Consider the following 24,883-nt stretch of genomic DNA (forward strand, 5'->3'; position numbering starts at 1 on the left):
GCGGGGATAGATTAGTGGATAAGGGAGGGTGACGCTTGAGTCGCGGCACCTTTTCCTGAGGAAGGGGAAAGGTGCTCTAAAACTTTTTCAACTTGTTCTAACACTTCATCGCACTGTGCAAGCGTCAAGGTTAAAGGTGGCTCAATCCTGACCGTACGAGCATTATTTAACGTTCCCGCCACCAGTATGCCTCGGCGGAACATTTCACTGGCAAAGGCATAACCCGTTTCATTGTCACAGAACTCCAATGCCTGTAAAAATCCCATCCCTCGTGCTTCACTGATCACTCGAGGATAACGCTTAGCGCACGCTTTAAGTCCATTCAGTAAGTAACTTCCTTTACGCTGTGCCTCTGCAGCAAGGTTATCGCGGAGCAGTACATTGATGGTCGCCAACGCTGCCGCACAGGCCATAGGATTACCGCCGAAAGTTGTTGTATGCAGGAAAGGATTATCGAAAAGCACTGAAAAGATACGCTTGCTCGCTATGGTTGCACTAATAGGCATCACACCACCGCCTAGCGCTTTTGCAAGACAGAGAATGTCTGGCTCCACACCATAGTGCTCACAAGCAAACATTTTACCCGTTCTTCCCATTCCCGTTTGCACCTCATCGAGAATGAGTAGAGCGCCTATTTCATCGCACAAAGCACGCACTGCCGGCAAGTACTCTTCTGGCGGAAGAATAACACCGCCCTCACCTTGGATAGGTTCAAGAATCACTGCAGCAATCCCCTCCCCCCGCGCCTCACACTCTGCCACCTTCGCGCGCATCGCCTGAATATCACCAAAATCAACGTGATGAAATCCTGGGACGAGAGGTTGGAAAGGCTCTCGGAAGACAGGTTTAGCGGTCGCCGAGAGTGACCCCAATGACTTGCCATGGAAAGCGCCATTGGCGGCAATGAAGCTGAATTTCCCATGAGGGGCCTGGTATGCTTTGGCTAATTTCAGTGCTGCTTCCACAGACTCGGTACCGCTATTACCAAAGAAACAATAATTCAACTCCCCTGGGGCAAGTCCGGCCAAAGCCTGTGCCAACAGAGCGCGCAAAGGATCGAGCAGTTCCTGACTATGTAAGGGTTGCTTATGAAGTTGATGCTCCACCGCACCAACCACTGTCGGATTACAATGGCCTACGCTAAAAATACCATAGCCACCTAGACAATCTATGTACTCATTACCACGCGTGTCTGCCAAGGTATTGAGGCTTGTAGCACGCCACTCAACTGCAGCATAACCACCGCCCGACGTGACTGATTTTCGGTATTCTAGGAACCCAGGATTAACATGCTGACGAAAGCCGTCGACGGTAAGTTGATTAAGGCGTGCGAGCTGGTCTGACGAAAGGGTATCACTTTGGATAAAATCTAATGCCTGCTGAGTCGACTCTAGCGGGGTTAAAGGTTGGTTTGTACGGTTCAAAATAGGCTCCTAGAAAGTCGCACCACGGAGTGCACTTATAGTGATGCATATTTCATTCCAGAATAATTTTATACGGCTCACACAATTCATGGATTATTTTGTTGAAATCCAATATTACTCACAAGCTAAACCCTTTTATTTTTTATCCTTAAATCATCTGATAGTGAATTTTTCTTAATATTAATGGGGGGCTACTTTAGAATATGCTAAAAATATTAAACCTCTCAGTAACTTCTTAATGGAAATAGATATGGTTAGATACCGTCTCGCGATAATGACATTATTTTTATGCTTACTTGCGGCTTGTGACGATGCGTCTAAAGCGCCACAATCTCAGCTCCCCCCCAAGGAAGCCACGCAGAAGACGTCGGCAGAAAACGTAGAGAAATTTCAAAAACAAAACGTCAATGATAAATCGGCGACGCAAGCCATGATTATTGACGGCGCAAGGAAAAAATTACCTCTCTTAATCGATCAGGCAACCTTATTGACCGACGTCTCGACTAAAAGTAATACCTTTATTTACCATTATGAGGTCAAAGGAATTCCCGTCTCAGTAATAAAGACGAATGATTGGCAGGAAAATATGAAGAAGACGATACAAGTTCAATACTGTAAAGACGACGACAAAATGAAAGTTTTTAGGGAGTTCTTCCCTGGAGGCTCGGCGTATAACTATTTTGTTGATAATAAGCTCGTCTATTCACATACGATTACGCCTGCTGAGTGCCACTAAGCTAACTAAGCATCTCCTCGCGGGAGAAGATGCTTAGCGGTTATTTATTGACGCTGGCGTACCGCTTCAAATAAACAGATCCCCGTGGCGACGGAGACGTTAAGTGAAGAGACCGAGCCAGCCATCGGAATACTGATTAACTCATCACAATGTTCGCGCGTTAAGCGTCGCATACCTTCGCCTTCAGCGCCCATCACCAGTGCCATTCCACCGGTCATTTTACTCTGATATAACGTATGATCAGCTTCGCCAGCAGTCCCGACAATCCAGATATGGTACTCTTGTAACAGGCGCATCGTTCTAGCAAGGTTCGTCACACGAATAAGCGGAACGGTTTCGGCTGCCCCACAGGCCACTTTCTTAGCCGTCGCGTTCAATGCTGCAGAGCGATCTTTAGGAACGATGACTGCCGCAACCCCTGCGGCGTCGGCGCTACGTAAACATGCACCAAGATTATGAGGATCCGTGACACCATCTAATATCAGGAGTAGTGGTTTATCCAGCTTTTCCAGTAAATCAGGCAGATCGCCTTCTTGATACTGACGCCCCGGTTTCACTAAGGCCAAGATTCCCTGGTGCACGGCACCTTCTGCAGCCTCATCTAACCACTGACGGGTCGCCACTTGAATAGTGATGCCCTGAGACTCTAACGCCTGAATCAGAGGTTGTAAGCGGCGATCATCACGCCCTTTTAAAATAAAGACTTGTTGAAAGCGCTGCGGTTGGCGTTCTAATAAAGCTTCGACCGCATGGATGCCAAAAATTTTTTCACTCATAATTTTCTATCAATTGCCTTGAGAGGGCTGGCAACTTAATGCTGCCAGCAGATTCTGCTTGCGCTTATTCTGCGCGATTTTTCTTCGCCGCACGCTTTGCTTTCGTAGCTTCCGCTATTTTACGGGTTTTTTCTGAGACTTTTTTAGGTTTTTTGTTAGCCGCTTTGGCGGTACTAGAACCCGCTTTTTTCTTAGTCCCGCGAAATACACTATCCGGCTCGAAGTTAACTTTTTTACCCGCGTTACGGCGTTTCTTTACTGCGCCAGAAGCAGTTTTCTTCGCGCGCTCTTTCTCAGTCTTGCCTTCACCACGCGGCTTACGCTGACTTGAGATCAATGCAAAATCGATCTTACGTTCGTCCATATGGACAGCATCGACCCTTACTTCTACAGTGTCACCTAAACGGAATACTTGACCACTCGCTTCCCCTGTTAGGCGCTGTCCAATTTGGTCATAGCGATAGTAGTCGTTATCTAAGGTCGATACATGCACTAACCCATCAATAAATAGGTCGGCCAGTCGGACAAAGAATCCAAAGTTGGTGACACTGGAGATAACCCCCGTAAAGGTATTTCCCACCTGATCCTGCATAAAGTCGCATTTAAGCCAGTCAGCCACATCACGTGTCGCTTCATCAGCGCGACGTTCCGTCAATGAGCAGTGTTGACCTAATTGCAACATTTGCTGCATATCGTAATGGCAACCACCGCCAGGGGTTATCGTATCAACGGGTTGTCCTTGCTCTTTAGCAATTAGATACTTAAGTGAGCGGTGTAACAGTAAATCAGGATAACGGCGGATCGGCGATGTGAAGTGCGCATAGGAGGTCAAGGCTAAACCGAAATGTCCGCGGTTTTCAGGATCGTAAATCGCCTGCTTCATTGAGCGTAACAGCATGGTTTGCAGCATTTCGGCATCAGGCCTGTCTGCCACAGCGTTCAGTAACTCGGCATAATCAAGCGGAGTCGGTTTGGTGCCGCCGGTCAGCGTTAGCCCCAATTCACCCAATACTTTTCTGAAGCTTTTAATACTTTCATCGGTCGGGCGGTCATGGTCACGGAAGAGAACGGGCTCTTGATACTTTTCAGCGAATCGTGCCGAGGCAATGTTCGCCAAGATCATGCACTCTTCGATTAACTTATGCGCTGGATTACGGCGTAGACGCTCAACACGTTCAATACGACGTTCAGCATTAAAGATAAACTTCGGCTCTTCAGTCTCAAATGAGATACCACCACGTTGTGTACGCGCAGTTTCTAACACTTGATACATGGCATACAGCTCTTCAAGATCTTTTACCCGAGGAGCATATTGCTCACGCAACGCTTCATCGCCTTCAAGGATCGACCATACCTTATTGTAAGTGAGACGTGCATGAGAATTCATTACCGCTTCGTAATGTTTGTAGCCGGTTAATTTGCCGCGTGCGGAAATCGTCATTTCACAGACTAGGCAGAGACGATCCACCTGCGGATTCAACGAGCAAAGCCCGTTTGACAAGACCTCTGGAAGCATTGGTACGACTTGTGTCGGGAAGTAAACTGAGGTCCCGCGTTTTTCAGCTTCGTGGTCCAGTGCCGTGCCAGGTCGGACGTAGTAGGTCACATCGGCAATCGCTACCCACAGCCGCCAGCCACCGCCACGCTTTTTCTCGCAATACACGGCATCATCAAAGTCGCGTGCATCTTCACCGTCAATGGTCACTAACGGCAGTTGGCGTAAATCGATCCGTCCTTGTTTAGCACTCTCGGGGACTTCTTCGCTAAGATGGCTGATCTCAGTCTCAACGTCAGCGGGCCACTCATTAGGAATTTCATGGGTACGCAAGGCCATGTCCACCGCAAGGCTCGTCCCCATCTCATCACCCAAAATTTCAGTGATCTTACCGATGGCTTTCATTCTGCGTGTAGGCCGTTTCTCTAAGGTCACCACGACCACAGCCCCCATGCGTGCCGGCATAGTAGGGTCGGCTTCAATTAAAATATCAAAGCTCAGGCGGCTGTCATCCGGTACGACAAAACCCGCCCCGGCATCGGTGAAGTAGCGCCCAACAATTTGTGGATTACGCGGCTCGACCACACGCACCATTCTCGCTTCACGGCGACCTTTACGATCGGACCCCATCACTTGCGCTAAGATAATATCGCCATGTAAACAAAGCTTCATCTGTTCAGCGGAAAGATAATAATCATCTTTCTGCCCTTCAACACGCAAGAAACCATAACCATCCCGATGACCAATCACTTTGCCACGGATAAGGTCTAAGCGCTCAGGTAAGACGTAACATTGACGGCGGGTAAACACTAACTGACCATCACGTTCCATAGCTCTTAAGCGTCGACGTAACGCTTCTAGTTGCTCTTCACTGGTAATATTCAGCTCCGCGGCAATCTCATCGCGGCGAGCAGGTGTTTCACGTTTTTCTAAATGGGCGAGAATAAACTCGCGACTTGGGATCGGATTTTCATATTTTTCCGTTTCCCGTTGTAAAAAGGGATCTTGTGACACAGGGTCCTCCAATGTCTCTACTATAAGTTCTCTACGGAAATTTCAGCGTTGAAAATCCGTTTCAAATTCCCGTCATTTGCGATGTCCGCTAAAGTATATTTATCTAACTCAGCGAGAAATTCTTTCATCGCTTGCGCGAGGATCCTTTTCAAATGACAGGACGGTGTAATTAAGCAATGGTCACAATCGACCAGTTGTAGGGGTTCCAAACGACGGACAACATCCCCGATATTGATTGATTCTGCAGGCCTTGCAAGGCGTATACCTCCTTGCTTTCCTCGACTCGATTTAATCAAGGCTTCCTGACTCAACTTATGAACAATTTTAACCATGTGGTGGCGAGAAACAGCATAAAGCTCGCTGACTTCAGTAATAGTCGTCATTTTGTCAGCGGGCAGGCTCGCCATAAAGATCAATGCTCGTAACCCATAGTCAGTAAAACTAGTCAGTTGCACATCAGCCTCAAATAATGCTCAGGACAAAAAGATAAATGGCTCTACTGAATTATAAACCAATCTCGATAGTGCGGGCCTTTTGTTTGTAGGTCAATACACAGAGAACACTGCAAGGAAGATTTAGTCAGGTAGGAAAGAAAAACAATGGCCGGTATCACACCGGCCACTTTTAACATATTAGCTATCAAACGGATCTCGTAAGATCATCGTTTCGCTACGGTCTGGGCCTGTAGATATAATATCTACCGGTATACCCGTCAATTCTTCAATGCGTTGGATATAATCCAAGGCTGCTTGTGGCAGACCATCACGGGTTTTCACACCGAAGGTGTTCTCATCCCAACCTGGCAGTGTTTCATAAATGGGTGTTAAACCTTCCCAATTTTCTGCTGCCAGAGGCGTGGTATCGACCTCTTTACCGTTAGGTAAACGATATCCCACACAGATCTTAACTTCTTTCAAACCATCAAGGACGTCTAATTTTGTTAAGCAAAAACCTGATAGGGAGTTAATTTGTACTGCACGGCGTACCGCAACAATATCTAACCATCCAGTACGACGACGACGACCAGTGGTTGCACCGAATTCATTACCTTTTTTACCTAAGAACTCGCCGATATCATCAAACAGTTCTGTCGGGAATGGACCTGCGCCCACACGGGTAGAATAGGCTTTAACAATACCTAAAACGTAATCAACATAACGCGGTCCTAAACCACAACCTGTTGCCACGCCGCCAGCGGTAGTGTTCGAGGAAGTCACATAAGGATAGGTACCGTGATCGATATCAAGTAATGTACCCTGCGCACCTTCAAACATCATAAAGTCGCCACGTAAGCGCGCTTTATCAAGGAGATCAGAAACATCGACAACCATTGAGGTCAAGATATCTGCCATGGCCAGGGTATCATTTAAGATAGTGTCGTAATCAACCGCTGGCTCTTTGTAGTAGTGTACCAACTGGAAGTTATAATATTCGACAATTTCTTTCAGCTTCGCAGCGAAGGTGTCTTTGTCAAAAAGGTCACCGACACGTAAGCCACGACGAGCGACTTTATCTTCGTATGCTGGGCCAATACCGCGGCCTGTAGTACCGATAGCTTTTGCACCACGCGCTTTCTCACGCGCCACATCCATAGCAACATGGTATTGCAGGATTAGCGGACAAGCTTCAGAAATCAGTAAACGTTCACGTACTGGGACACCACGATCTTCCAGGCCTTTCATCTCTTTCATCAGAGCTTCTGGAGAGAGCACGACACCATTACCGATGATGCTGGTAACATTATCACGGAGGATACCTGAAGGGATTAAGTGAAGAACGGTTTTTTCACCGTTGATGACAAGCGTATGACCAGCATTGTGTCCACCTTGATAGCGGACGACATATTTTGCGCGCTCAGTCAGCAAATCTACAATTTTACCTTTGCCTTCGTCACCCCATTGGGTGCCAAGTACGACAACATTATTACCCATTTTCTAAAACCATTGATTGCTTAAAAATGGATTCTACCACCAGCTTTTATCGGTTTCAGCTTTTTTAATAAGCGAACACCGCTTTTTTATTTAAGCGAAATATTAAATAAAAAAATAATGATTTTTCAGTTTAATATTCTAAATATTATCGGTTCATCATATAAAATATTACTATCCCTGCAACCACAAAAGCACCACCAAAGCGTCTCAGTAACTTTTCAGGCGAACTGATTAGGGTGAGCAAGCCTCTTTTCCAGACTTTAGGCAATAACATCGGGCCCAACCCCTCCACAATTAATAATAATGAAACGGCTGTCCAAATCGCTGAATGCATGGGGGTTCCTTACAATAAAAAGGGCCGGTAAAATCACCGGCCCCTGCAGTCTACTCGTAATTGAGAAGAAATGCAGTGTTAAGGGGATTTCATAAAACGTAGAAATTCACTGCTATTGTCTAAAAAGAGTAATGAGTTATCGGATGCAAAACTTTTCTCATAAGCAGAGAGTGACCGTAAGAAAGCGAAAAACTCCGGGTCTTGCGAATAGGTACTGGCAAAGATATTAGCCGCCTCAGCATCCCCTTCCCCCCGTATGGTTAGCGCTTGTTTTTGTGCTTCAGATAATGTTTTGGTGACCCCATAATCAGCCTGCGCGCGTAACTTTTCAGCCTCTTCTTGCCCTTGGGAGCGTTGGCTTCTCGCCACAGACTCGCGCTCTGCACGCATTCGATTAAAAATAGCCTCCGAGACTTCAGTCGGTAAATTGATCTGTTTGATCCGTACATCGACCACGTCGATACCCAAGGCCGCCATACTGTTGTTGTGCAGGCTATCGGTTATTTCGATCGATTCCGGTTGTAACTTCTCAAGATCTTCAGACTCAATACCCGCACTCCCTTTATTTAAGGCATCTCGCACGTCAGTGGTTAATCGTCCGCGAGAGTCTGTCACAATGTCTTTCACATCAAGGCGGCCAATTTCTGAACGCAAGCGATCGCTGAACTTACGTTTGAGTAACAGTTCAGCTCGTGAGATTTCCCCACCTCCTGTGGCAAGATAATATCGACTAAAATCGCTGATCCGCCACTTGATATAAGAATCTACTATCAGATCTTTTTTCTCTTTAGTGACAAATCTATCTGCCTGATTATCCAGTGTTTGGATACGCGCATCTAGTACTTTTACGGTTGAAACGAGAGGCCATTTACCATACAACCCCGGTTCATAAACGACAGGAACGTTATGCTCATCGCGTAACACCTTGCCAAAGCGCACAACGATTCCACGCTGCCCCTCAGGGATAATGAACCAAGCATTGAATAAAATGATGACTAAGGTTAAACCCGTTGTGATTAACACTTTACCCATTATTACGCCCTCCTTGGCGAGAATAACGACCTAAGGCCGATTCTTTACGGTCGTTGCTCAGGTTGCCTGGAAGACTTTTCACTTCATTAGGCGCATGCCCCCGCTGTTTCAATAATTGTTCTAGTGGCAGTAAGCTCACCGTATTATTTTGTTGTCCGCTCAGGACTTTCGGCGTATGGGCAAGGATTTTTTCCATCGTCTCAAGATATAGCCGCTGTTTAGTTATTGTCGGGGCAGCACGGTACTCCGGCAAAATTTTATTGAAGCGGGCAGATTCGCCCTCAGCCTCTAAGACCGTTCGTGTTTTATAAGCTCGTGCATCTTCAAGAATCCGTTGAGCTTGGCCATTAGCTCGGGGTTGCACTTCATTCGCATAAGCTTCTGCTTCGCGCACATACTGTTCGCGATTTTCACGTGCGGCAATAGCATCATCAAAGGCTGCTTTAACTTCTTCAGGGGGACGGGCAGCCTGAAAGTTAACATCAAGGACGGCAAGCCCCATTTGATATGGTAATACCGTCTGTTCGATTTCCCGCTGGGTTTCACTCCGAACAATTGTTCGTCCCTCAGTCAGTACCCGATCCATTGTAGAACGCCCTATCACGCCGCGTAGAGCGCTATCTGTCGCTTGGCGTAAGCTATCCTCAGCATTGACGACAGAATAAAGGTAGCGCACGGGATCAACCACCCGGTACTGAACATTCATTTCAACCCGTACCACATTCTCATCCGCCGTTAACATACTTCCCGTCGCTGCGAGTTCTTTAACCGAAGCAACATTAACGGCGGTAAGCCGATCAATCAGTGCTGGGCGCCAGTTCAGTCCTGGATCGACTAAGTGACTGTATTTCCCTAACCGCGTAATCACACCACGCTCCCCCTCGCCAATGGTATAAAAACCACTGATCGCCCATAAGCCAGGCAAAATCAACGCGATGGGGAGTAGTGTCGAGAATGTGGGGGTTGAGGGTGATGGGGAAGATCCCTGTCGACGTCGTCCAGATAGCGTAAACCATTTTGCTAGGGCCTGACGAAACAGCTTTTCAAGGTCTGGGGGACCATGTTGTAAGCTTGAGTGTTGGGAATTAGCGCAACGATTTTGCGCGAATGCACTGCATCGGGTGTCCTGGCTACCCGTTTGTTTCCACATCATACTAATCTCCATTTAGTGACATTGTGGAGGCCCCACTCTAGGGGCCGAATACTTATTTTACAACGTAATCTGATAAAGCCGGATATTGCTTATTGAGACGATGCCACTCAACGATCGGTAAACGGACCTGTAAACCGATGGATCCATCGTCCTGATTCCATTCTTCTGTAATTGCATCAAGCTGATAAAAACGACTACGTAAGCGCCCTGCTTCCGGCGGAAGTGTCAGAGTATGCTGAGCAATTTCGCCCGAAAGCCGTTCTGAAAGCGCCTGCCAGAGTAAAGGTAGTCCCAGCCCGCTTTGCGCAGACAACCAGACTCGTATCGGAACACCTTCCTCATTGCGATCGATACGTGGCTCAAACCCTTCTAATTGGTCGATTTTATTCATGACATGCAACGCCGGGATTTCGTCTGCTTCGATTTCTGCCAACACTTCGTCGACCGCTTCGATATTTTCATTCACACGCAAATCGGCCGCATCAATGACATGAAGTAATAACGTCGCTTCACGGGTTTCTTGCAGTGTGGCTTTAAACGCAGCGACTAAATCATGGGGTAAATGCCGGATAAACCCTACGGTATCTGCCAATACCACTTCCCCAACGTCTGTCACCGACAAGCGCCGCAAAGTAGGATCTAGTGTCGCAAATAATTGGTCAGCCGCATAGACCTCTGCCGAGGTGATACTGTTGAACAAAGTCGATTTCCCGGCATTGGTATAGCCAACCAATGACACGGTTGGAATATCGGCTTTCGCCCTTGCCTGCCGTCCCTGCTCTCGTTGCTTTTCAACTCGCTGTAATCGAGAAAGGATAAGGGTGATACGGTTACGTAATAAACGTCTATCGGTTTCTAGCTGTGTTTCGCCAGGCCCACGTAAACCTATTCCACCTTTTTGGCGCTCCAAGTGGGTCCAACCACGCACTAATCGAGTTGCTAGATGACGTAACTGGGCTAATTCGACCTGTAATTTACCTTCGTGTGTACGCGCTCGCTGCGCGAAGATATCTAAAATAAGGCCTGTGCGATCGATCACTCGACACTCACACAGTCTTTCTAAATTCCGTTCTTGGGCAGGGCTTAACGCATGGTCGAAAATCACGACACTGGCACCGGTAGCCTTGACTGCCTCAGCAATCTCTTCAGCTTTGCCTTCACCAACGAAATATTTAGGGTGGGGGGATTTACGGCTTCCCGTAACAACTTGCAGGGCTTCAACTCCTGCGGAAGAGACAAGGGTTTCAAACTCTTGTAGATCTTCGCTTTCTTTATCTTGTGAAAACCAGATATGAACTAAGACGGCCTGTTCGCCGGCATCATAACGCTCAAACAAGCGATAACCTCACTGAAAGGATGACAACCAGAGAGCCGAAACTCTCCGGTCGATAGGGACTTACTCTGCAGACTCACCTTCGTGGTGTGAACCAGTACCAGTAGCGCCATTATTATGATAATTGCTGCTGCCTGGTGCATTGGTGTGATGAGACACAGGGCGCGATGGCACGACAGTTGAAATAGCGTGCTTGTAAACCATTTGGCTGACGGTGTTTTTCAGTAGAATGACGAATTGGTCGAAAGATTCAATTTGTCCTTGCAGTTTAATACCATTAACCAAGTAAATAGAGACGGGTACACGCTCGCGACGCAAAGCGTTTAAAAACGGGTCTTGTAATGATTGCCCTTTAGCCATTCTATCTTTTCCTTATACGTTCGTAGTGTAATTATTATAGAGTTAGAAAACCGCTATGGCATACCATGCCTGAAGATTGTAAATAATCAATCAGTTATAGCACGAATAACGTTTAAAACTTTCTCACGAGCCAACTCAGGCTGCAGGCTATCAAGCCAAACTAACGCTTTCCACCCTCGCAACCAAGTCATTTGTCGCTTAGCCAATTGGCGAGTGGCACATATGCCACGGAAAACCATTTCATTATAATCTATTTCGCCTTCAAGCCATGACCACATTTGTCGATAACCGACACAGCGTACAGAAGGCATGTCCACATGAAGGTCGCCACGCTGGTAGAGAGCCCTGACTTCATCCTCAAATCCCTCATTCAGCATCTGCTGGAAACGCATTTCAATCCGTTGATGAAGTACATCACGATCTTGCGGAGCAATAGCAAACTGATAGACGTCGTAAGGGAGCGCTTCCCCTGCCGTTTCAGTTAACTCAGTTAGAGTTTTACCTGAAATGAGAAAAACTTCCAGTGCTCGTGTCAGTCTTTGTGGATCATTAGGATGAATTCTCGCTCCAGCACTCGGATCTATCAGACAAAGTTCTTGGTGAAGAGTTTCCCAACCTTCCAATTTTGCCCGGTTTTCAATTTGCTGACGGATCTCTGGGTTAGCAGAAGGTAGAGGTGATAGCCCTTCTAATAACGCCTTAAAGTACAACATTGTCCCGCCAACCAGTATCGGAATCGCCCCACGCTCGGTAATTTCAGCCATTTTCTGTAACGCATCTCGACGAAAATCAGCAGCGGAATAATGTTGGCTCGGATCAATAAGGTCTAAAAGGTGGTGAGGCGCTGCAGACTGTTCTGCTGCTGTGGGTTTCGCCGTGCCAATATCCATACCTCGATAAACGAGAGCGGAATCGACACTAATAATCTCTACCGGTAAAGTTTTTGCGAGCTCAATAGCTAATGCCGTTTTACCGGAAGCGGTTGGCCCCATAATAAAAATAGCTTTTGGTAAAGGTGATGTCATGTCATTCATTTAAAAGTGCTTCGAAAAAAGGAGCTAAATGTAACGGCTGAATAAGCCCCGCTGCGGGAGAAGCGACTTGTTCAGGATCTAGCCGTTCTAAATCAGCTAAGAGACTAATTGCTTGCGAGTGGCTCCAAGTACGTTCAGTACTGTCAATCGTCCCCGCTAACCATAACGTAAAAGTCGATGGGTTCACCTCAGATGCTGAAGATAACCATTCAATCAATTCCGGTAATAACCTTTGTAAGTTCTGTGCGCGTAAAGGTAAAGGCACTGCGCGCAGAGTACTGTAATGGCCGTCACTGTCTAAATCTATACCAAAGCGCTGCAGCAACTCAGCGTGTTGACTGATAACTTGCTTATCAATCACACGGCTTTTCACTCGTAAAGGAATGAGTAAAGGCTGCGAGACCAACGATTGGGTCGCTGGACTAAGTTGCTTTGCCAACACCAAACTCGCTGCTTTGGCTAATGAGAGTAAAGCCAGCCCCGTTGAACGCTCCAACAATGCAAAGCGCTGCTCACAGACAGTGAGGACTCGACCAAAGCCTTGTGTATGTCCGGCAAGAGGTTCGAGATAGTCAGCCTTGAGAGGCTCGACGGCCGCCTCTTCGACGCGTGGCGTCGAACTCACTAAACGCTGGTAAACGTCGGCCTCTTTTTTACGATAAGGCTCTGGTGAATAATTATGCCGCTCAGTAACCGGTTGAGCCGGCTGTGCGAATTTATTTTTACCGGCCGATACCCGGTTCTCAGCAATGATGGGCTGAGATAATGGCGCAGGCTGACTGACCTCTAACGATAATCCCTGTTCAACCGGCGTCAACGCGCTAGTGATACCCTGATATATAAAATCATGCACTAAGCGTGATTGATGAAACCGCACTTCGTGTTTTGCTGGATGCACATTCACATCAACTTGGTGAGGATCAACCGTCAGAAAAAGCACATATGCCGGTGTTTGCTGTGGGCCGATATGCTCTTGATAGGCTTGCCTGATAGCGTGATTAATGAGTTTATCACGCATCATACGGCCGTTTACATAGCAATATTGGATTTCGCTAACCTGCTGCGCATAATCGGGAGAGACAATCCAGCCTTCAATACCTAAGCCGTCATGTTGCCAATCTATATGTACAGCTTGTGAGACAAAGTTGGCCCCACAGATTGCGGCCAACCGCTGCTGTTTCTGTTTCTCATTATTTGCCACTCGATAGTGTCGGGCAGCTTTACCGTTGTGGGTCAACATAAACTCGACATCAAAACGCGCTAACGCGATACGCCGAATAACCTCATCAATATGGGTAAACTCTGTCTTTTCGGTACGCAGAAACTTACGTCGAGCGGGCGTATTATAAAATAGATCCAAGACCTCTAAGGTCGAACCGCATGGGTGGGCCGCGGGCTTAAGACTGACATTCATCTCACGCCCTTCAGCGTAAGCCTGCCAGGCTTCTTGCTGTGACTCAGGACGCGAGGTTAGCGTCAAGCGAGAGACTGAACTGATACTGGCCAAGGCTTCACCGCGAAACCCAAGACTTATAATGGCTTCAAGATCATCTAACGATGCGATTTTACTGGTGGCATGGCGAGCGAGCGCCAGAGAAAGTTGTTCTTTATCGATTCCACAACCATTATCCCGGATCGCGATCCGCTTGGTACCACCCTTATCGATGTCAATATGGATACGCGTCGCCCCGGCATCGAGGCTATTTTCAATGAGCTCTTTCACCACAGAGGCTGGGCGCTCTACCACTTCCCCAGCCGCGATTTGGTTAGCCAGCTGCGGGGGTAATATCTGGATTGGCATAAAGGATCCTCTGCAGCGACCTCTTCCAGCTACGATTGCGGGATGACTAAGGTCTGACCTAACATCACATTAGCGGAACGAAGCTTATTCTTAGTCATAATAGTTTGGGCACTTACCCCGTATTTCAAGGCTATCGCATTGAGCGAATCCCCTCGCACGACTTTATGGCGAATAACAGATGGCGATACGTTAGCAGTAGCCTTAGCACCGCCAATTCTTAACCGCTGGCCTACCCACACTCCCGGTTTTTTCAAACTATTCTGCTTAATAATCGCCTGGCTGCTGACCCCATAACGTGCGGCAATACCCGATAAGGTTTCTCCACGTTGGACAACATGCAATAACGATTGTGAGGATGCAACACCCTGCGCTGAACTGGCGACAGCCGGACGGTTTTCACTGGCAGCAATATATTGGTAAGGATGGCTACGGAAATAAGCGCGTAATCCCCGGTAAATCGCATGCGCGATTTTGGTCTGGTAAGCCGAATTACCTAATAATTTCTCTTCTTGTGCATTACTGATAAACCCAGTCTCAACTAACAAGGAGGGGATATCCGGTGAACGAAGGACCCCCAAGCTCGCATGCTCAGGCAGCCGTTTATGTAAAGGCGTGACTTGACGAAGGTTTTGCAGCACCTTGGTTGCAACGTCGTAGCCAACACGCTGTGAGTGACCAAATTGCAGATCCAGTACCGCTTGGCTTAAGTAGGGATCAGACTGACTATTCGCTAATAAGTCTCCGGCACCACCGAGCAGTTCAGATTGCTTCTCAGTTTGCTCTAACCAGTTGGCCATTTCTGAGTTAGCGCGACGATTAGAGAGTACCCACACTGAAGCTCCACTCGCAGAATGTACGGGCGCAGAGTCAGCATGGATAGACACTAATAAGCTCGCATTCTCTTTTCGAGCCACTTCTGAACGCCCCATCACGGAAATAAAGTAGTTACCATTACGAGTTAATACCGGCTTAAACATCGGATCAGCGTCTAGAAACTTCTTAAGTTTACGGGCTATCGCGATAGTGACGTTTTTTTCTTTTAAACCATGTTGACCAATAGCACCTGGATCTTGCCCACCATGCCCCGCATCGATGGCGACAATCACTACCTGATTTCGGGTAACTTGCCCACCGGGGTAAGTGGTGGTGTTAGTGTTAGACACTGCTGTTTTTGTCGGCGTAAACGGATTTTTTTCGGTTTTGTTTGCCGCAATAGCGGTGGGAGGAGCAGCTTTACCATTAAGCGTGACCACCACTTGCCACTGGCTACCCACCTGACGAGTAGTGACCGAAGAGCCCGAAGCCTGGGTCAACTCAAAGACCAGTCGAATCGCATGTTGGTTCGGGGGCTGGCTGGTTCTAATACGCTTAACAAGATTAGTTCCACTGAAATTAAGAGGAAGCCCTTTGATGGTTCCGCTTTCATGGATATCTATCACAAACCGTTCGGGATTATGCAAACTAAACCACGATGAAGTGGGCTTATCTGCAAAACTTAACGTCACTATTGATTGCGCCTCTCGATTATCGACCTGAATATCCGAGAGCGATGCCGCCACTACCACTCGACTCACGAGGCAACATAGCACGACGAGAATCAGCCGCCGTAAGGTCATGCTTCTCCCTCGTTAGCCGAAATTTCTTGTAGTAAATGTTCACCCCACGGTGAGCTAGCGACAATCTGCGCCTCTCTTCCATCACCTTGATACGCTAAGGTAATGGTGAGATCCGGCGAGGGTAAAATACCCGCGCCCTGCTGAGGCCATTCGACTAAACAGATAGCATCACCAGTGAAATAGTCACGTACCCCCATGAATTCAAGCTCTTCAGGATCGGCAAGGCGATAAAGATCAAAATGGTAGGCTAAGCGATCGTTAATTTCATAAGGTTCCACCAATGTATAGGTCGGGCTTTTAACGTTCCCTTGGTGACCTAGCGCTTGGAGAAAACCCCGGCTGAAAGTGGTCTTACCTGCCCCTAAATCGCCGACTAAATAGATAATTGTCGCTTGCTCACTGGCCTTTGCTAAGCGGGCACCTAACGCCAAGGTATCCGCTAAGTCAGCCAGCATAAATATTTTTGTTGTCATGTTACTCTTTAAGATCCTGAAGTGGATTGACACTTATTCTTAATTTTTCAATCACATCCAGAGCAAGCATGCCGCGCATTCCGTGGTCAGCCGCCACAAGATCGGCCGCATGACCATGAGCAACAACGGCGGCACAGGCAGCTTCATAGGGTTCAAGTCCTTGACCAAGGAAGGCCGTGACAACGCCCGTCAACACATCACCCATTCCCCCACTGGCCATGCCAGGGTTACCTACGTAGGCAATTGAGGTGGTTGCTGAGCTATCGGCAATGATAGTACCGGAACCTTTTAAAACGGCAACGCCACCATAACGTTCTACCAATAGATTCGCCGCGGCTAAGCGGTCGGCTTCGACCTCTGCAACACTCATCCCCAATAATCGGGCTGCTTCTCCAGGATGTGGAGTTAGAACCCGATTTTGACGTTTATCCGGTTCGATTGCTAGGAGGTTTAACGCATCTGCATCCCATACCATGAATTTTTTACTTAATTTTACGTCTTTTAGTGCGTTTTTTGCCCAATAAGATTGGCCAAGTCCAGGCCCAATCGCCACGACATCTGCCCAATCCAGTGCATCATGTAGCGATTGAGGGGTTAATTCCGCAACCATTAACTCCGGCCGAGTGGCTAATAGTGGCACAAGATTCGAGTGATGGGTTAATACTCGAACGAGGCCTGCGCCGCTGCGTAACGCTGCTTCACCGCTTAGACGTATAGCGCCGGCGGTCCCTTCCGCACCGCCAATCACCACCACTTTACCCATATCCCCTTTGTGGGCGCTGGCCTGACGTTGAGGTAACCATCGAGGTAACTGCCGAGCAGTAAGACATTCAATGGGTGGCGAAAGCTGGGGCAGTAGATGAGAGAGCCCCAAGTCAGCCACCCACAGCTTACCGCTATAGGATCTTCCTTTGCCGGTTAACAAGCCTGGTTTCAATGTGATAAAAGTCAGTGTCTCGGTAGCCTGTATTACAGAGCCTAAAGGCTGCCCTGTTTGAGCCTCTAATCCCGATGGAATATCGACGGCTAATACCGGTGCAGAGTAGTCATTAGCTAAATCAATCAGCCTTTGGCATTCCTCACGAGGGGCCTGACGTAGGCCAATTCCTAACAATGCGTCGACAATCAGATCGACATCATTAGGCCAAGGGTCGGTTGCCGATAAGGAAGGTTGCGGTGAGATATCATCCCATAGCGCTTTAGCGCGTGCTGCCTCCTTCGGTCGGTCGTGGTGGAGCGTTGCTTCTACCACCGTGACACGAATACCGGCTTGGTGAAGAAGCGAAGCCAGTACAAATCCATCACCGCCATTATTACCGGTACCACATAACACTAAACAGTGTTGCGTCTTGGAAAATTTTTGGGCGACTAAGGTCGCTAACGCCTCACCAGCTTGCCACATCAAAGTATAAGATGAGCCATCGTGTAACCGACATAACCTTTGTTCAAGCTCTGCAATATGGTCGACAGGCCAACAACCGCTCGGAAGCTGGTCACTCACTGCTGAAATACTCTGCATCATTCCGACTCCTACTCAATTCTCGCTGACCTAGCGATAGACGAATAAATAAAAAGAATAGGTCGAAACCTGGCTAAGCGACAGAATTACAACAGGAATTCTACTGTGAATAGCTTTTTACGTTGAGGGGGGGAAACGGGGGTAACGCACTAGAAGAATAATTACCATAAAATATAAAAAACTTATAAATCATGATGATAGGAATATATTATAGATTCTAGTTATCAAAGCGCAACAGTGAATACCCTGTGGATAACTCTGTTGAAAAGCTTAATGATTACCGATGAAATCTACGCGACAGAGCAGAAGGGGTAAAATAAAAAACAGATATGAAAATTTGGAGCGGGAAACGAGATTCGAACTCGCGACCCCGACCTTGGCAAGGTCGTGCTCTACCAACTGAGCTATTCCCGCATTATGGTGGGTACTACTGCTTGACGTCCTGGAGCGGGAAACGAGATTCGAACTCGCGACCCCGACCTTGGCAAGGTCGTGCTCTACCAACTGAGCTATTCCCGCATTAGGAGGTTTTAATTAACAACTTCAACAACTTTTATAACTTGGAGCGGGAAACGAGATTCGAACTCGCGACCCCGACCTTGGCAAGGTCGTGCTCTACCAACTGAGCTATTCCCGCGCCCTGAACAGTAAAATATTTACTACCGTTACGGGGTGCGAATTATACGAGAATAATCGTCCTGCGCAACCCCCCTACACCGCTTTTTTTATTTTTTCGTATCAACTGCCGATTTACTCGGCAGTTTGCACAGTTATTATCCTAAAAATCACAATTTAAGAAAGTTTTCGCGGTAAAATGCTAACTCAGCGATGGACTCTTTAATATCATCTAACGCTTGGTGAGTTCCTTTTTTGTGGAACTGTTGCAAAATCTCTGGCTTCCAACGACGCGCGAGTTCTTTCAACGTGCTGACGTCTACCGCGCGATAATGAAAATAATTTTCAAGCTGCGGCATATAATTCACTAAGAAACGACGATCTTGCCCGATAGAGTTACCACAGATAGGTGAGCTGTTTTCCGGTACCCACTGTTTTAGGAATGCTAAGGTTAACTGCTCCGCTTCCGCTTCCGATACCGTACTCTGCTTGACTCGGGCCACTAAACCACTTTGCGTGTGAGTCTTAACGTTCCACTCATCCATCAAGGCTAGCTGTTCATCACTTTGATGCACGGCCAATACCGGCCCTTCCGCAAGTATCGTTAAGTTGGCATCAGTGACAATCGTAGCGATCTCAATAATCCGATCTCGTAAGGGGTCTAACCCCGTCATCTCTAAATCAATCCAAATTAGGTTATCTTTATGCTGCGTCATTGTCGCTCCCACTTACCCGCTAAATTCGCCATTTGTTCTCATTAAGGTGTATCATAGACCTTTTGCCCACTCAGGGCGAAATATCTGTTAGATGAGAGGTTGCGTGAGTAAAAATAAACTATCAAAGGGCCAACAACGGCGAGTTAATGCCAACCACCAACGTCGGTTACAACAGCGTGAAGGTAAAGTGGAGCCTGATGATAGCCTATTTGCCGAACCTCAAGAAGGGAGAGTCATTAGCCGCTTTGGGATGCACGCCGATATTGAAGACCCCCAGGGGCAGATTTGGCGCTGTAATCTACGCAGAACTATTCGCTCATTAGTCACTGGCGATCGGGTAGTATGGCGCGCGCCCTTAGAAGGGATGGGTAAGGGTATTGTTGAAGCCGTCCACGAGCGTAAATCGGTACTCACCCGTCCTGATTACTACGATGGCATCAAACCTATTGCTGCAAATATCGACCAAATTATTATCGTTTCTGCAATTTTACCCGAGTTGTCATTAAATATTATTGACCGCTACTTGGTTGCCTGTGAAACCCTTAATATCGCCCCACTCTTAGTCCTTAATAAGACTGATTTATTGGACGAAGACGCGATGGCATTTGTAGATGAACAAATGGCGATCTATCAGGATATTGGTTACCCAGTGTTGAAAGTGTCAAGTCATCAACGAGAGGGGCTTGAACCGCTTGAAGAAGCACTAACCGATCGCGTGAGTATTTTTGCTGGACAGTCTGGGGTGGGTAAATCAAGCTTATTGAATGCATTATTAGGCTTTGATGCCCTCGATAATAATGCCATCTTAACTAATGATGTCTCCGATAACTCAGGCTTGGGGCAACATACCACTACTGCTGCTCGGCTCTACCACTTCCCACAAGGCGGCGATGTTATCGACTCTCCGGGGGTAAGGGAGTTCGGGCTGTGGCACTTAGAACCGGAACAAATCACTCAAGGATTTGTCGAATTTAAACCCTATCTAGGACTCTGTAAGTTTAGGGACTGTAAACACCTTGATGATCCAGGTTGCGCGCTGCGTCACGCCGTTGAGTTAGGCGAGATTGATGAACAGCGTTTCGAGAATTATCATAGAATCCTTGAAAGCATGGCTTCGGTAAAAATAAGAAAAAATTTCAACAGTAAAGAGTAATCGCCAGTTAGGCGCTCTTTTACTGCACACATGTATAGGGTTGTGGCGTTGCCCACAATCACATTTAAGAACAATTAAGTACGCCAGGAGGCGCCCGTGTTAGATAAGTTGAAATTAGGTATTAACGCCCTTCTTCCTAAAAAACAACTCACAGAACTTGCTGGCTGGGGAGCAAGCCGCCAAGCGGGTTGGCTAACCAAGGCTGTTATTGATATTTTTGTTTGGTATTACAAAGTGAATATGCAAGAAGCGGCTAAACCTGATACTGCAAGTTATCGTAGTTTTAATGAGTTTTTTGTTCGTCCGCTAAAAGATGAAGCCCGTGTGATTGATCATGCTGCGAATATCCTTGTTCAGCCAGCAGACGGCGCAGTGAGCCAATGTGGACGTATCGACGAAAACCAAATTTTCCAAGCTAAAGGTCACTACTACACGCTGGAAGCTTTGTTAGCCGGAAACGAAGAGCGTGCTCAGCACTTTTACAATGGTCAATTTGTGACGACCTATTTAGCTCCGCGTGACTATCACCGCGTACATATGCCGTGTAATGGGATATTACGTGAAATGGTCTATGTACCTGGAGATTTGTACTCAGTTAACCCCCTTACTGCACAAAATATTCCCAACCTCTTCGCACGTAACGAACGCGTTATCTGCTATTTCGATACCGATATGGGACCTATGGTACAAATTCTGGTGGGTGCAACCATTGTCGGAAGCATTGAAACCGTGTGGGCCGGTACCATCACGCCACCGCGTGAAGGCGTTATTCAACGTTGGCATTACCCACAAGCCGATGAAAAGGGTGCGATTGTCTTATTGAAAGGTCAAGAAATGGGCCGTTTCAAACTTGGTTCCACCGTGATTAACTTATTCGCCCCTGATCAAGTCCGTCTAAGTGAAGCGTTAGAAGCCCAAGCGCCAACTAAAATGGGCCAGCCTTTAGCAGAAAAAATTGCTGTTCAGGCGCCAACATCAACCCCACTACAAAATGAGAGTGGCGTGGTAGAACAGACCGAAGCCTAATACAGAGGGCCTGGCAGTGCGTATATTACCCGTTATTCTACTGAGCTTAGGGCTTGGTACTACTTTCGCTAGTGATGCACTGCCTGAGCCTCCGCAGATCCGGCAAGCGCTGGAACAGGCTCAAAATAGTAAAAATCCTGCCGCGCAGACCGACATTATTCAAGCCCTAAAGAGTGCGCTGGATTATACGAATCAGCGTAATCAATCGATTGAAAATGCGCGACAATATCAGCAAGTCATCGATAATTACCCGCAACTTGCGGCAACGCTACGTCAGCAAATTACCACTCTGAACGAAACCAGCAAACGCGTTAATCCAGCCTCATCGAGTAGCGATATTGAACAAGAGATCTTACGTGTCAGCAGTCAATTGTTGGAAGAAGGCCGTTTAGCCCAGCAGGAGCAGGATCAAGCCAGGGAGATCAGTGATTCTCTCACTCAATTGCCCAGTGACCAGACAGACGCTCGACGGGCGCTTTCTGAAAGCGATCGCCGCTTACAAAATTACCAAGTCTCCTCTACACCGTTAGGCCAAGCCCGAGGTAATGCCTATGAGGCAGAAAACGCAGCGAATAAAGCTCGCGTTAATGAGCTTGAGCTGGCGCAGCTATCTGCCAATAATCGGCAAGAACTAGCCAAATTACGCGCCGAATTTCACCAAAAAACCATTGCTCAACTCGATGCCTATCTTCAAGCGCTACGCGCTCGACAAAGCGCCCTCCGCCAAGATGAAGCACAACGCGCCTTAGAGCGTACTGAACAGCTAGCAGAAAATAGTGGCGATTTACCGCCTGTTATTCATGAGCAATTCACCGTTAACCGCGAGTTATCGGCGGCACTGAACCAGCAAGCCCAACATATGGAGCTGGTCTCTTCACAGCAACGGCTCGTCGCTAACCAGACTCAACAAGTGCGCCAAGCGCTCTCAACGTTACGGGAACAGTCACAATGGCTGGGCGAATCTACGCTTCTGGGTGAAGCACTCCGTGCGCAAGTGGCGCGATTACCTGATGCGCCAAAATCCCAACAGATCGATAGTGAAATGGGGGAGCTACGCGTTCAGCGCCTGCATTATGAGGATTTACTCGCCCGTCAACATGCGCTGCGCGAAACGCGTCAAGCGAGCGGTAAGTCAATTACTAGCGAACAACGCCGTATTTTAGATGCGCAGCTTAATACGCAGGGAGAGCTGCTTAATTCATTGATTTCAGGCTGTGACGCCTTAATTTTAGAAATTACTAAATTAAAAGTCGCGAATACCCAGTTACAAGATGCCTTAGGCGATGTCACGGATGCTACCCACCGTTACCTCTTCTGGACGGCGGATATTAACCCGATCACTCTGCATTATCCGCTTCAAGTCGTGCAAGACCTGACAAGATTATTATCTTTAGATAGTTTGGGGCAGTTGGGGAAAGCCTTAGTCATGGTCGCCACCAGCCGCGAGTCTATTTTACCGGTTATCGGCGCGCTAATATTGGTGATTGTCAGCTTGAGTTCACGCCGCCACTATCATGCTTTTTTAGCACGATCGGCTAGCCGTATTGGTAAAGTGACCCAGGATCGTTTCTCCTTAACTTTACGCACGGTATTCTGGTCAATTCTTGTCGCCCTCCCCTTACCCGTTCTCTGGGCGACGCTAGGTTATGGGCTACAACGCGCTTGGCCTTATCCCATTGCGGTGGCTGTGGGGGATGGTGTAACCGCGACGCTGCCTTTACTCTGGGCTTTTATGATTAGCGCAACCTTCGCTCACCCTAATGGGTTGTTTATCGCCCATTTTCGTTGGCCGCAACAGGCAGTATCACGAGCGGTACGCTATTACTCCCTCAGTATCGGCTTTATCGTTCCCCTCACGATGGTATTGATCACTTTCGATAATATCGAAGAGCGTCCTTTTACTGCCTCGTTGGGTCGACTGAGTTTTATTCTAATTTGTATCGCACTGACTATTGTCTCTAATGCACTGCGGCGTGCTGGCCTGCCGCTCTATTTTGACCGTCAAGGCAACAGCACCAACATGGTCAACCGCTTACTCTGGGATGTGATGATCATTATTCCACCTGTTGCCATCATTGCGTCCTTGCTCGGGTATCTCGCGACAGCGCAAGCGCTCCTAGCCAGGGTAGAAAGCTCGGTAGGTATCTGGTTTGTGTTACTCATTGTTTATCACATTATTCGCCGTTGGATGCTCATTCAGCGTCGGCGTATTGAGTTTGATCGCGCACGACAACGGCGGGCAGAGATTCTCGCTAATCGGGCACGAAACCATCAAGAAGATGAGAGTGGCGCACTGAATAGTGAAAGCCAAGAGACGATCGAAGAACCCGTCATCGACTTAGATACCATCAGTGCGCAATCGCTACGCTTGGTTCGTTCTCTACTCGCGTTAGTGGCACTTTTTGCGCTAATCCTACTTTGGTCTGAACTCCACTCCGCCTTCGCTTTCCTTGAAAATATCCCGTTGTGGGGAGTGACCTCATCAATTCAAGGGGTAGAGAGCGTACAGGATGTCACGCTCGGTGCGGTACTGATTGCGATCTTAGTGTTAATTATCACGCTGCAACTGGTAAGAAATATGCCAGCTATGCTTGAACTCGCTATTTTACAGCACCTCAATCTGGCGCCTGGCACCGGTTATGCCATCACTACGCTCACCAAGTATGTACTGATGATCGTCGGCGTCATGATGGGCTTTTCGATGCTCGGTATTGACTGGTCTAAATTGCAGTGGCTAGTCGCGGCAATGGGTCTGGGATTAGGCTTTGGTTTGCAGGAGATCTTCGCAAACTTTATCTCAGGCCTGATTATTTTATTCGAAAAGCCCATTCGTATTGGTGATACCGTTACCCTGCGAGACTTAACGGGTACCATCTCGCGAATTAATACCCGTGCTACGACGATTACCGATTGGGATAGGAAAGAAATTATTGTGCCGAATAAGGCCTTTATTACCGAACAGTTTATTAACTGGTCCTTATCGGATGCGCATACTAGAGTGGTCTTGAATATTCCAGCCCCCCCGCATGTGAGTAGCGCGGTGGTAACGGATTTACTGTTGGCGGCAGCAAATCGCTGTAGTTATGTGTTGAAAACCCCTGCAGCTGAAGCGTTCTTAGTCGATATCCATCAAGGTATTCAACTCTTTGAATTGCGGATTTATGCCGCAGAGATTGGCCATCGTATGCCACTGCGTCACGACCTACATCAACAGATCTTAAATAGTTTCAGTGAGCACAATATAGAGCTGCCTTACCCGCCGGTTCAGGTAAGAATGGAACAAGTCGGTAAGTCCGCCGCTACTATGCAATCAACACAGTACCAAGCTGGCGGCCTATAAAG

General features: G+C 47.7%; 20 protein-coding genes and 3 tRNA genes. 4 read left to right on the forward strand and 19 right to left on the reverse strand.

Features of this window, described 5'->3' with window-relative positions:
• Positions 1 to 11: 11 nt before the first annotated feature.
• The gene (gene ygjG, locus QJR74_RS12480; RefSeq protein ID WP_304372142.1) at positions 12 to 1,424 is read right to left on the reverse strand and encodes a putrescine aminotransferase; all 1,413 of its coding nucleotides are present in this window, start codon (positions 1,422 to 1,424) and stop codon (positions 12 to 14) included.
• A 250-nt stretch (positions 1,425 to 1,674) separates the two neighbouring features.
• Between ygjG and QJR74_RS12485 the strand changes: the two genes are divergently transcribed.
• Entirely contained in the window at positions 1,675 to 2,160 is a 486-nt protein-coding gene (locus QJR74_RS12485) for a hypothetical protein (protein WP_304372143.1), read from the forward strand.
• 44 nt (positions 2,161 to 2,204) lie between these two features.
• Here the strand turns inward: QJR74_RS12485 and rlmB are convergent, their stop codons facing one another.
• The 18 genes from rlmB to orn form a co-directional block, all read right to left on the reverse strand.
• A complete protein-coding gene (gene rlmB, locus QJR74_RS12490) occupies positions 2,205 to 2,936 on the reverse strand; it encodes a 23S rRNA (guanosine(2251)-2'-O)-methyltransferase RlmB (protein ID WP_304372144.1) in 732 nt (243 codons plus the stop codon).
• A 64-nt stretch (positions 2,937 to 3,000) separates the two neighbouring features.
• A complete protein-coding gene (gene rnr / locus QJR74_RS12495) occupies positions 3,001 to 5,445 on the reverse strand; it encodes a ribonuclease R (RefSeq protein ID WP_304372145.1) in 2,445 nt (814 codons plus the stop codon).
• Positions 5,446 to 5,465: 20 nt separating this feature from the next.
• Positions 5,466 to 5,900, reverse strand: coding sequence for a nitric oxide-sensing transcriptional repressor NsrR (gene nsrR / locus QJR74_RS12500; protein ID WP_304372146.1), 435 nt, complete (start codon positions 5,898 to 5,900; stop codon positions 5,466 to 5,468).
• Positions 5,901 to 6,077: 177 nt separating this feature from the next.
• Complete coding sequence (locus QJR74_RS12505; RefSeq protein ID WP_304372147.1) at positions 6,078 to 7,376, reverse strand: adenylosuccinate synthase; 1,299 nt, start codon at positions 7,374 to 7,376, stop codon at positions 6,078 to 6,080.
• Between the two features lie 145 nt (positions 7,377 to 7,521).
• Positions 7,522 to 7,710, reverse strand: a complete 189-nt coding sequence (locus QJR74_RS12510; protein WP_304372148.1) for a DUF2065 domain-containing protein — start codon at positions 7,708 to 7,710, stop codon at positions 7,522 to 7,524.
• A 78-nt stretch (positions 7,711 to 7,788) separates the two neighbouring features.
• Positions 7,789 to 8,742: a protease modulator HflC gene (hflC, locus tag QJR74_RS12515; protein WP_304372149.1), complete on the reverse strand. Its 954-nt coding sequence runs from the start codon at positions 8,740 to 8,742 to the stop codon at positions 7,789 to 7,791.
• Positions 8,735 to 9,895 (reverse strand): FtsH protease activity modulator HflK, encoded by a 1,161-nt coding sequence (gene hflK, locus QJR74_RS12520; protein WP_304372150.1) that lies wholly within the window; start codon positions 9,893 to 9,895, stop codon positions 8,735 to 8,737. The genes hflC and hflK overlap by 8 nt, the downstream gene beginning before the upstream one ends.
• A 52-nt stretch (positions 9,896 to 9,947) precedes the next feature.
• Positions 9,948 to 11,231 carry a ribosome rescue GTPase HflX gene (gene hflX, locus QJR74_RS12525; protein ID WP_304372151.1) on the reverse strand — a complete coding sequence of 428 codons (1,284 nt, stop codon included), beginning with the start codon at positions 11,229 to 11,231 and terminating at the stop codon, positions 9,948 to 9,950.
• 60 nt (positions 11,232 to 11,291) lie between these two features.
• Positions 11,292 to 11,588: an RNA chaperone Hfq gene (hfq, locus tag QJR74_RS12530; RefSeq protein ID WP_304372152.1), complete on the reverse strand. Its 297-nt coding sequence runs from the start codon at positions 11,586 to 11,588 to the stop codon at positions 11,292 to 11,294.
• 86 nt (positions 11,589 to 11,674) lie between these two features.
• Complete coding sequence (gene miaA, locus QJR74_RS12535; protein ID WP_304372153.1) at positions 11,675 to 12,622, reverse strand: tRNA (adenosine(37)-N6)-dimethylallyltransferase MiaA; 948 nt, start codon at positions 12,620 to 12,622, stop codon at positions 11,675 to 11,677.
• Positions 12,615 to 14,423 carry a DNA mismatch repair endonuclease MutL gene (gene mutL, locus QJR74_RS12540; RefSeq protein ID WP_304372154.1) on the reverse strand — a complete coding sequence of 603 codons (1,809 nt, stop codon included), beginning with the start codon at positions 14,421 to 14,423 and terminating at the stop codon, positions 12,615 to 12,617. The genes miaA and mutL overlap by 8 nt, the downstream gene beginning before the upstream one ends.
• A 29-nt stretch (positions 14,424 to 14,452) precedes the next feature.
• The gene (gene amiB / locus QJR74_RS12545) at positions 14,453 to 16,039 is read right to left on the reverse strand and encodes an N-acetylmuramoyl-L-alanine amidase AmiB (RefSeq protein WP_304372155.1); all 1,587 of its coding nucleotides are present in this window, start codon (positions 16,037 to 16,039) and stop codon (positions 14,453 to 14,455) included.
• Entirely contained in the window at positions 16,036 to 16,512 is a 477-nt protein-coding gene (gene tsaE, locus QJR74_RS12550; protein WP_304372156.1) for a tRNA (adenosine(37)-N6)-threonylcarbamoyltransferase complex ATPase subunit type 1 TsaE, read from the reverse strand. Before tsaE ends, amiB begins: the two co-directional genes overlap by 4 nt.
• Position 16,513: 1 nt before the next feature.
• Positions 16,514 to 18,034, reverse strand: coding sequence for an NAD(P)H-hydrate dehydratase (locus tag QJR74_RS12555; RefSeq protein ID WP_304372157.1), 1,521 nt, complete (start codon positions 18,032 to 18,034; stop codon positions 16,514 to 16,516).
• A gap of 335 nt (positions 18,035 to 18,369) precedes the next feature.
• Positions 18,370 to 18,445 (reverse strand) — tRNA-Gly (locus tag QJR74_RS12560).
• 29 nt (positions 18,446 to 18,474) lie between these two features.
• Positions 18,475 to 18,550, reverse strand: a tRNA-Gly gene (locus QJR74_RS12565).
• 42 nt (positions 18,551 to 18,592) lie between these two features.
• Positions 18,593 to 18,668: transfer RNA gene (locus QJR74_RS12570), tRNA-Gly, on the reverse strand.
• A 148-nt stretch (positions 18,669 to 18,816) separates the two neighbouring features.
• Entirely contained in the window at positions 18,817 to 19,362 is a 546-nt protein-coding gene (gene orn / locus QJR74_RS12575) for an oligoribonuclease (RefSeq protein WP_304372158.1), read from the reverse strand.
• Positions 19,363 to 19,465: 103 nt separating this feature from the next.
• On the opposite strand from orn, the gene rsgA reads away from it, so the two are divergent.
• The 3 genes from rsgA (at position 19,466) to mscM (ending at position 24,881) form a co-directional block, all read left to right on the forward strand.
• Positions 19,466 to 20,515, forward strand: coding sequence for a small ribosomal subunit biogenesis GTPase RsgA (gene rsgA / locus QJR74_RS12580; RefSeq protein ID WP_304372159.1), 1,050 nt, complete (start codon positions 19,466 to 19,468; stop codon positions 20,513 to 20,515).
• A 96-nt stretch (positions 20,516 to 20,611) separates the two neighbouring features.
• Positions 20,612 to 21,541, forward strand: coding sequence for an archaetidylserine decarboxylase (gene asd / locus QJR74_RS12585; protein WP_304372160.1), 930 nt, complete (start codon positions 20,612 to 20,614; stop codon positions 21,539 to 21,541).
• A gap of 16 nt (positions 21,542 to 21,557) precedes the next feature.
• Positions 21,558 to 24,881, forward strand: a complete 3,324-nt coding sequence (gene mscM, locus QJR74_RS12590) for a miniconductance mechanosensitive channel MscM (RefSeq protein WP_304372161.1) — start codon at positions 21,558 to 21,560, stop codon at positions 24,879 to 24,881.
• The last annotated feature ends 2 nt before the right edge of the window (positions 24,882 to 24,883 follow it).

Source organism: Tatumella ptyseos, from assembly GCF_030552895.1.
In the GTDB taxonomy this organism is placed as follows: Bacteria; Pseudomonadota; Gammaproteobacteria; order Enterobacterales; family Enterobacteriaceae; genus Rosenbergiella; species Rosenbergiella ptyseos_A.

Excerpts from the sequence above, each read along its gene's own strand:
- rlmB (WP_304372144.1), bottom strand. The coding sequence starts at position 2,936 with ATGAGTGAAAAAATTTTTGGCATCCATGCGGTCGAAGCTTTATTAGAA.
- miaA (WP_304372153.1), bottom strand. The coding sequence starts at position 12,622 with ATGAATGACATGACATCACCTTTACCAAAAGCTATTTTTATTATGGGG.
- tsaE (WP_304372156.1), bottom strand. The coding sequence starts at position 16,512 with ATGACAACAAAAATATTTATGCTGGCTGACTTAGCGGATACCTTGGCG.
- hflK (WP_304372150.1), bottom strand. The coding sequence starts at position 9,895 with ATGATGTGGAAACAAACGGGTAGCCAGGACACCCGATGCAGTGCATTC.
- hfq (WP_304372152.1), bottom strand. The coding sequence starts at position 11,588 with ATGGCTAAAGGGCAATCATTACAAGACCCGTTTTTAAACGCTTTGCGT.
- QJR74_RS12510 (WP_304372148.1), bottom strand. The coding sequence starts at position 7,710 with ATGCATTCAGCGATTTGGACAGCCGTTTCATTATTATTAATTGTGGAG.
- QJR74_RS12505 (WP_304372147.1), bottom strand. The coding sequence starts at position 7,376 with ATGGGTAATAATGTTGTCGTACTTGGCACCCAATGGGGTGACGAAGGC.
- QJR74_RS12555 (WP_304372157.1), bottom strand. The coding sequence starts at position 18,034 with ATGATGCAGAGTATTTCAGCAGTGAGTGACCAGCTTCCGAGCGGTTGT.
- mutL (WP_304372154.1), bottom strand. The coding sequence starts at position 14,423 with ATGCCAATCCAGATATTACCCCCGCAGCTGGCTAACCAAATCGCGGCT.
- QJR74_RS12485 (WP_304372143.1), top strand. The coding sequence starts at position 1,675 with ATGGTTAGATACCGTCTCGCGATAATGACATTATTTTTATGCTTACTT.
- amiB (WP_304372155.1), bottom strand. The coding sequence starts at position 16,039 with ATGACCTTACGGCGGCTGATTCTCGTCGTGCTATGTTGCCTCGTGAGT.
- hflC (WP_304372149.1), bottom strand. The coding sequence starts at position 8,742 with ATGGGTAAAGTGTTAATCACAACGGGTTTAACCTTAGTCATCATTTTA.
- orn (WP_304372158.1), bottom strand. The coding sequence starts at position 19,362 with ATGACGCAGCATAAAGATAACCTAATTTGGATTGATTTAGAGATGACG.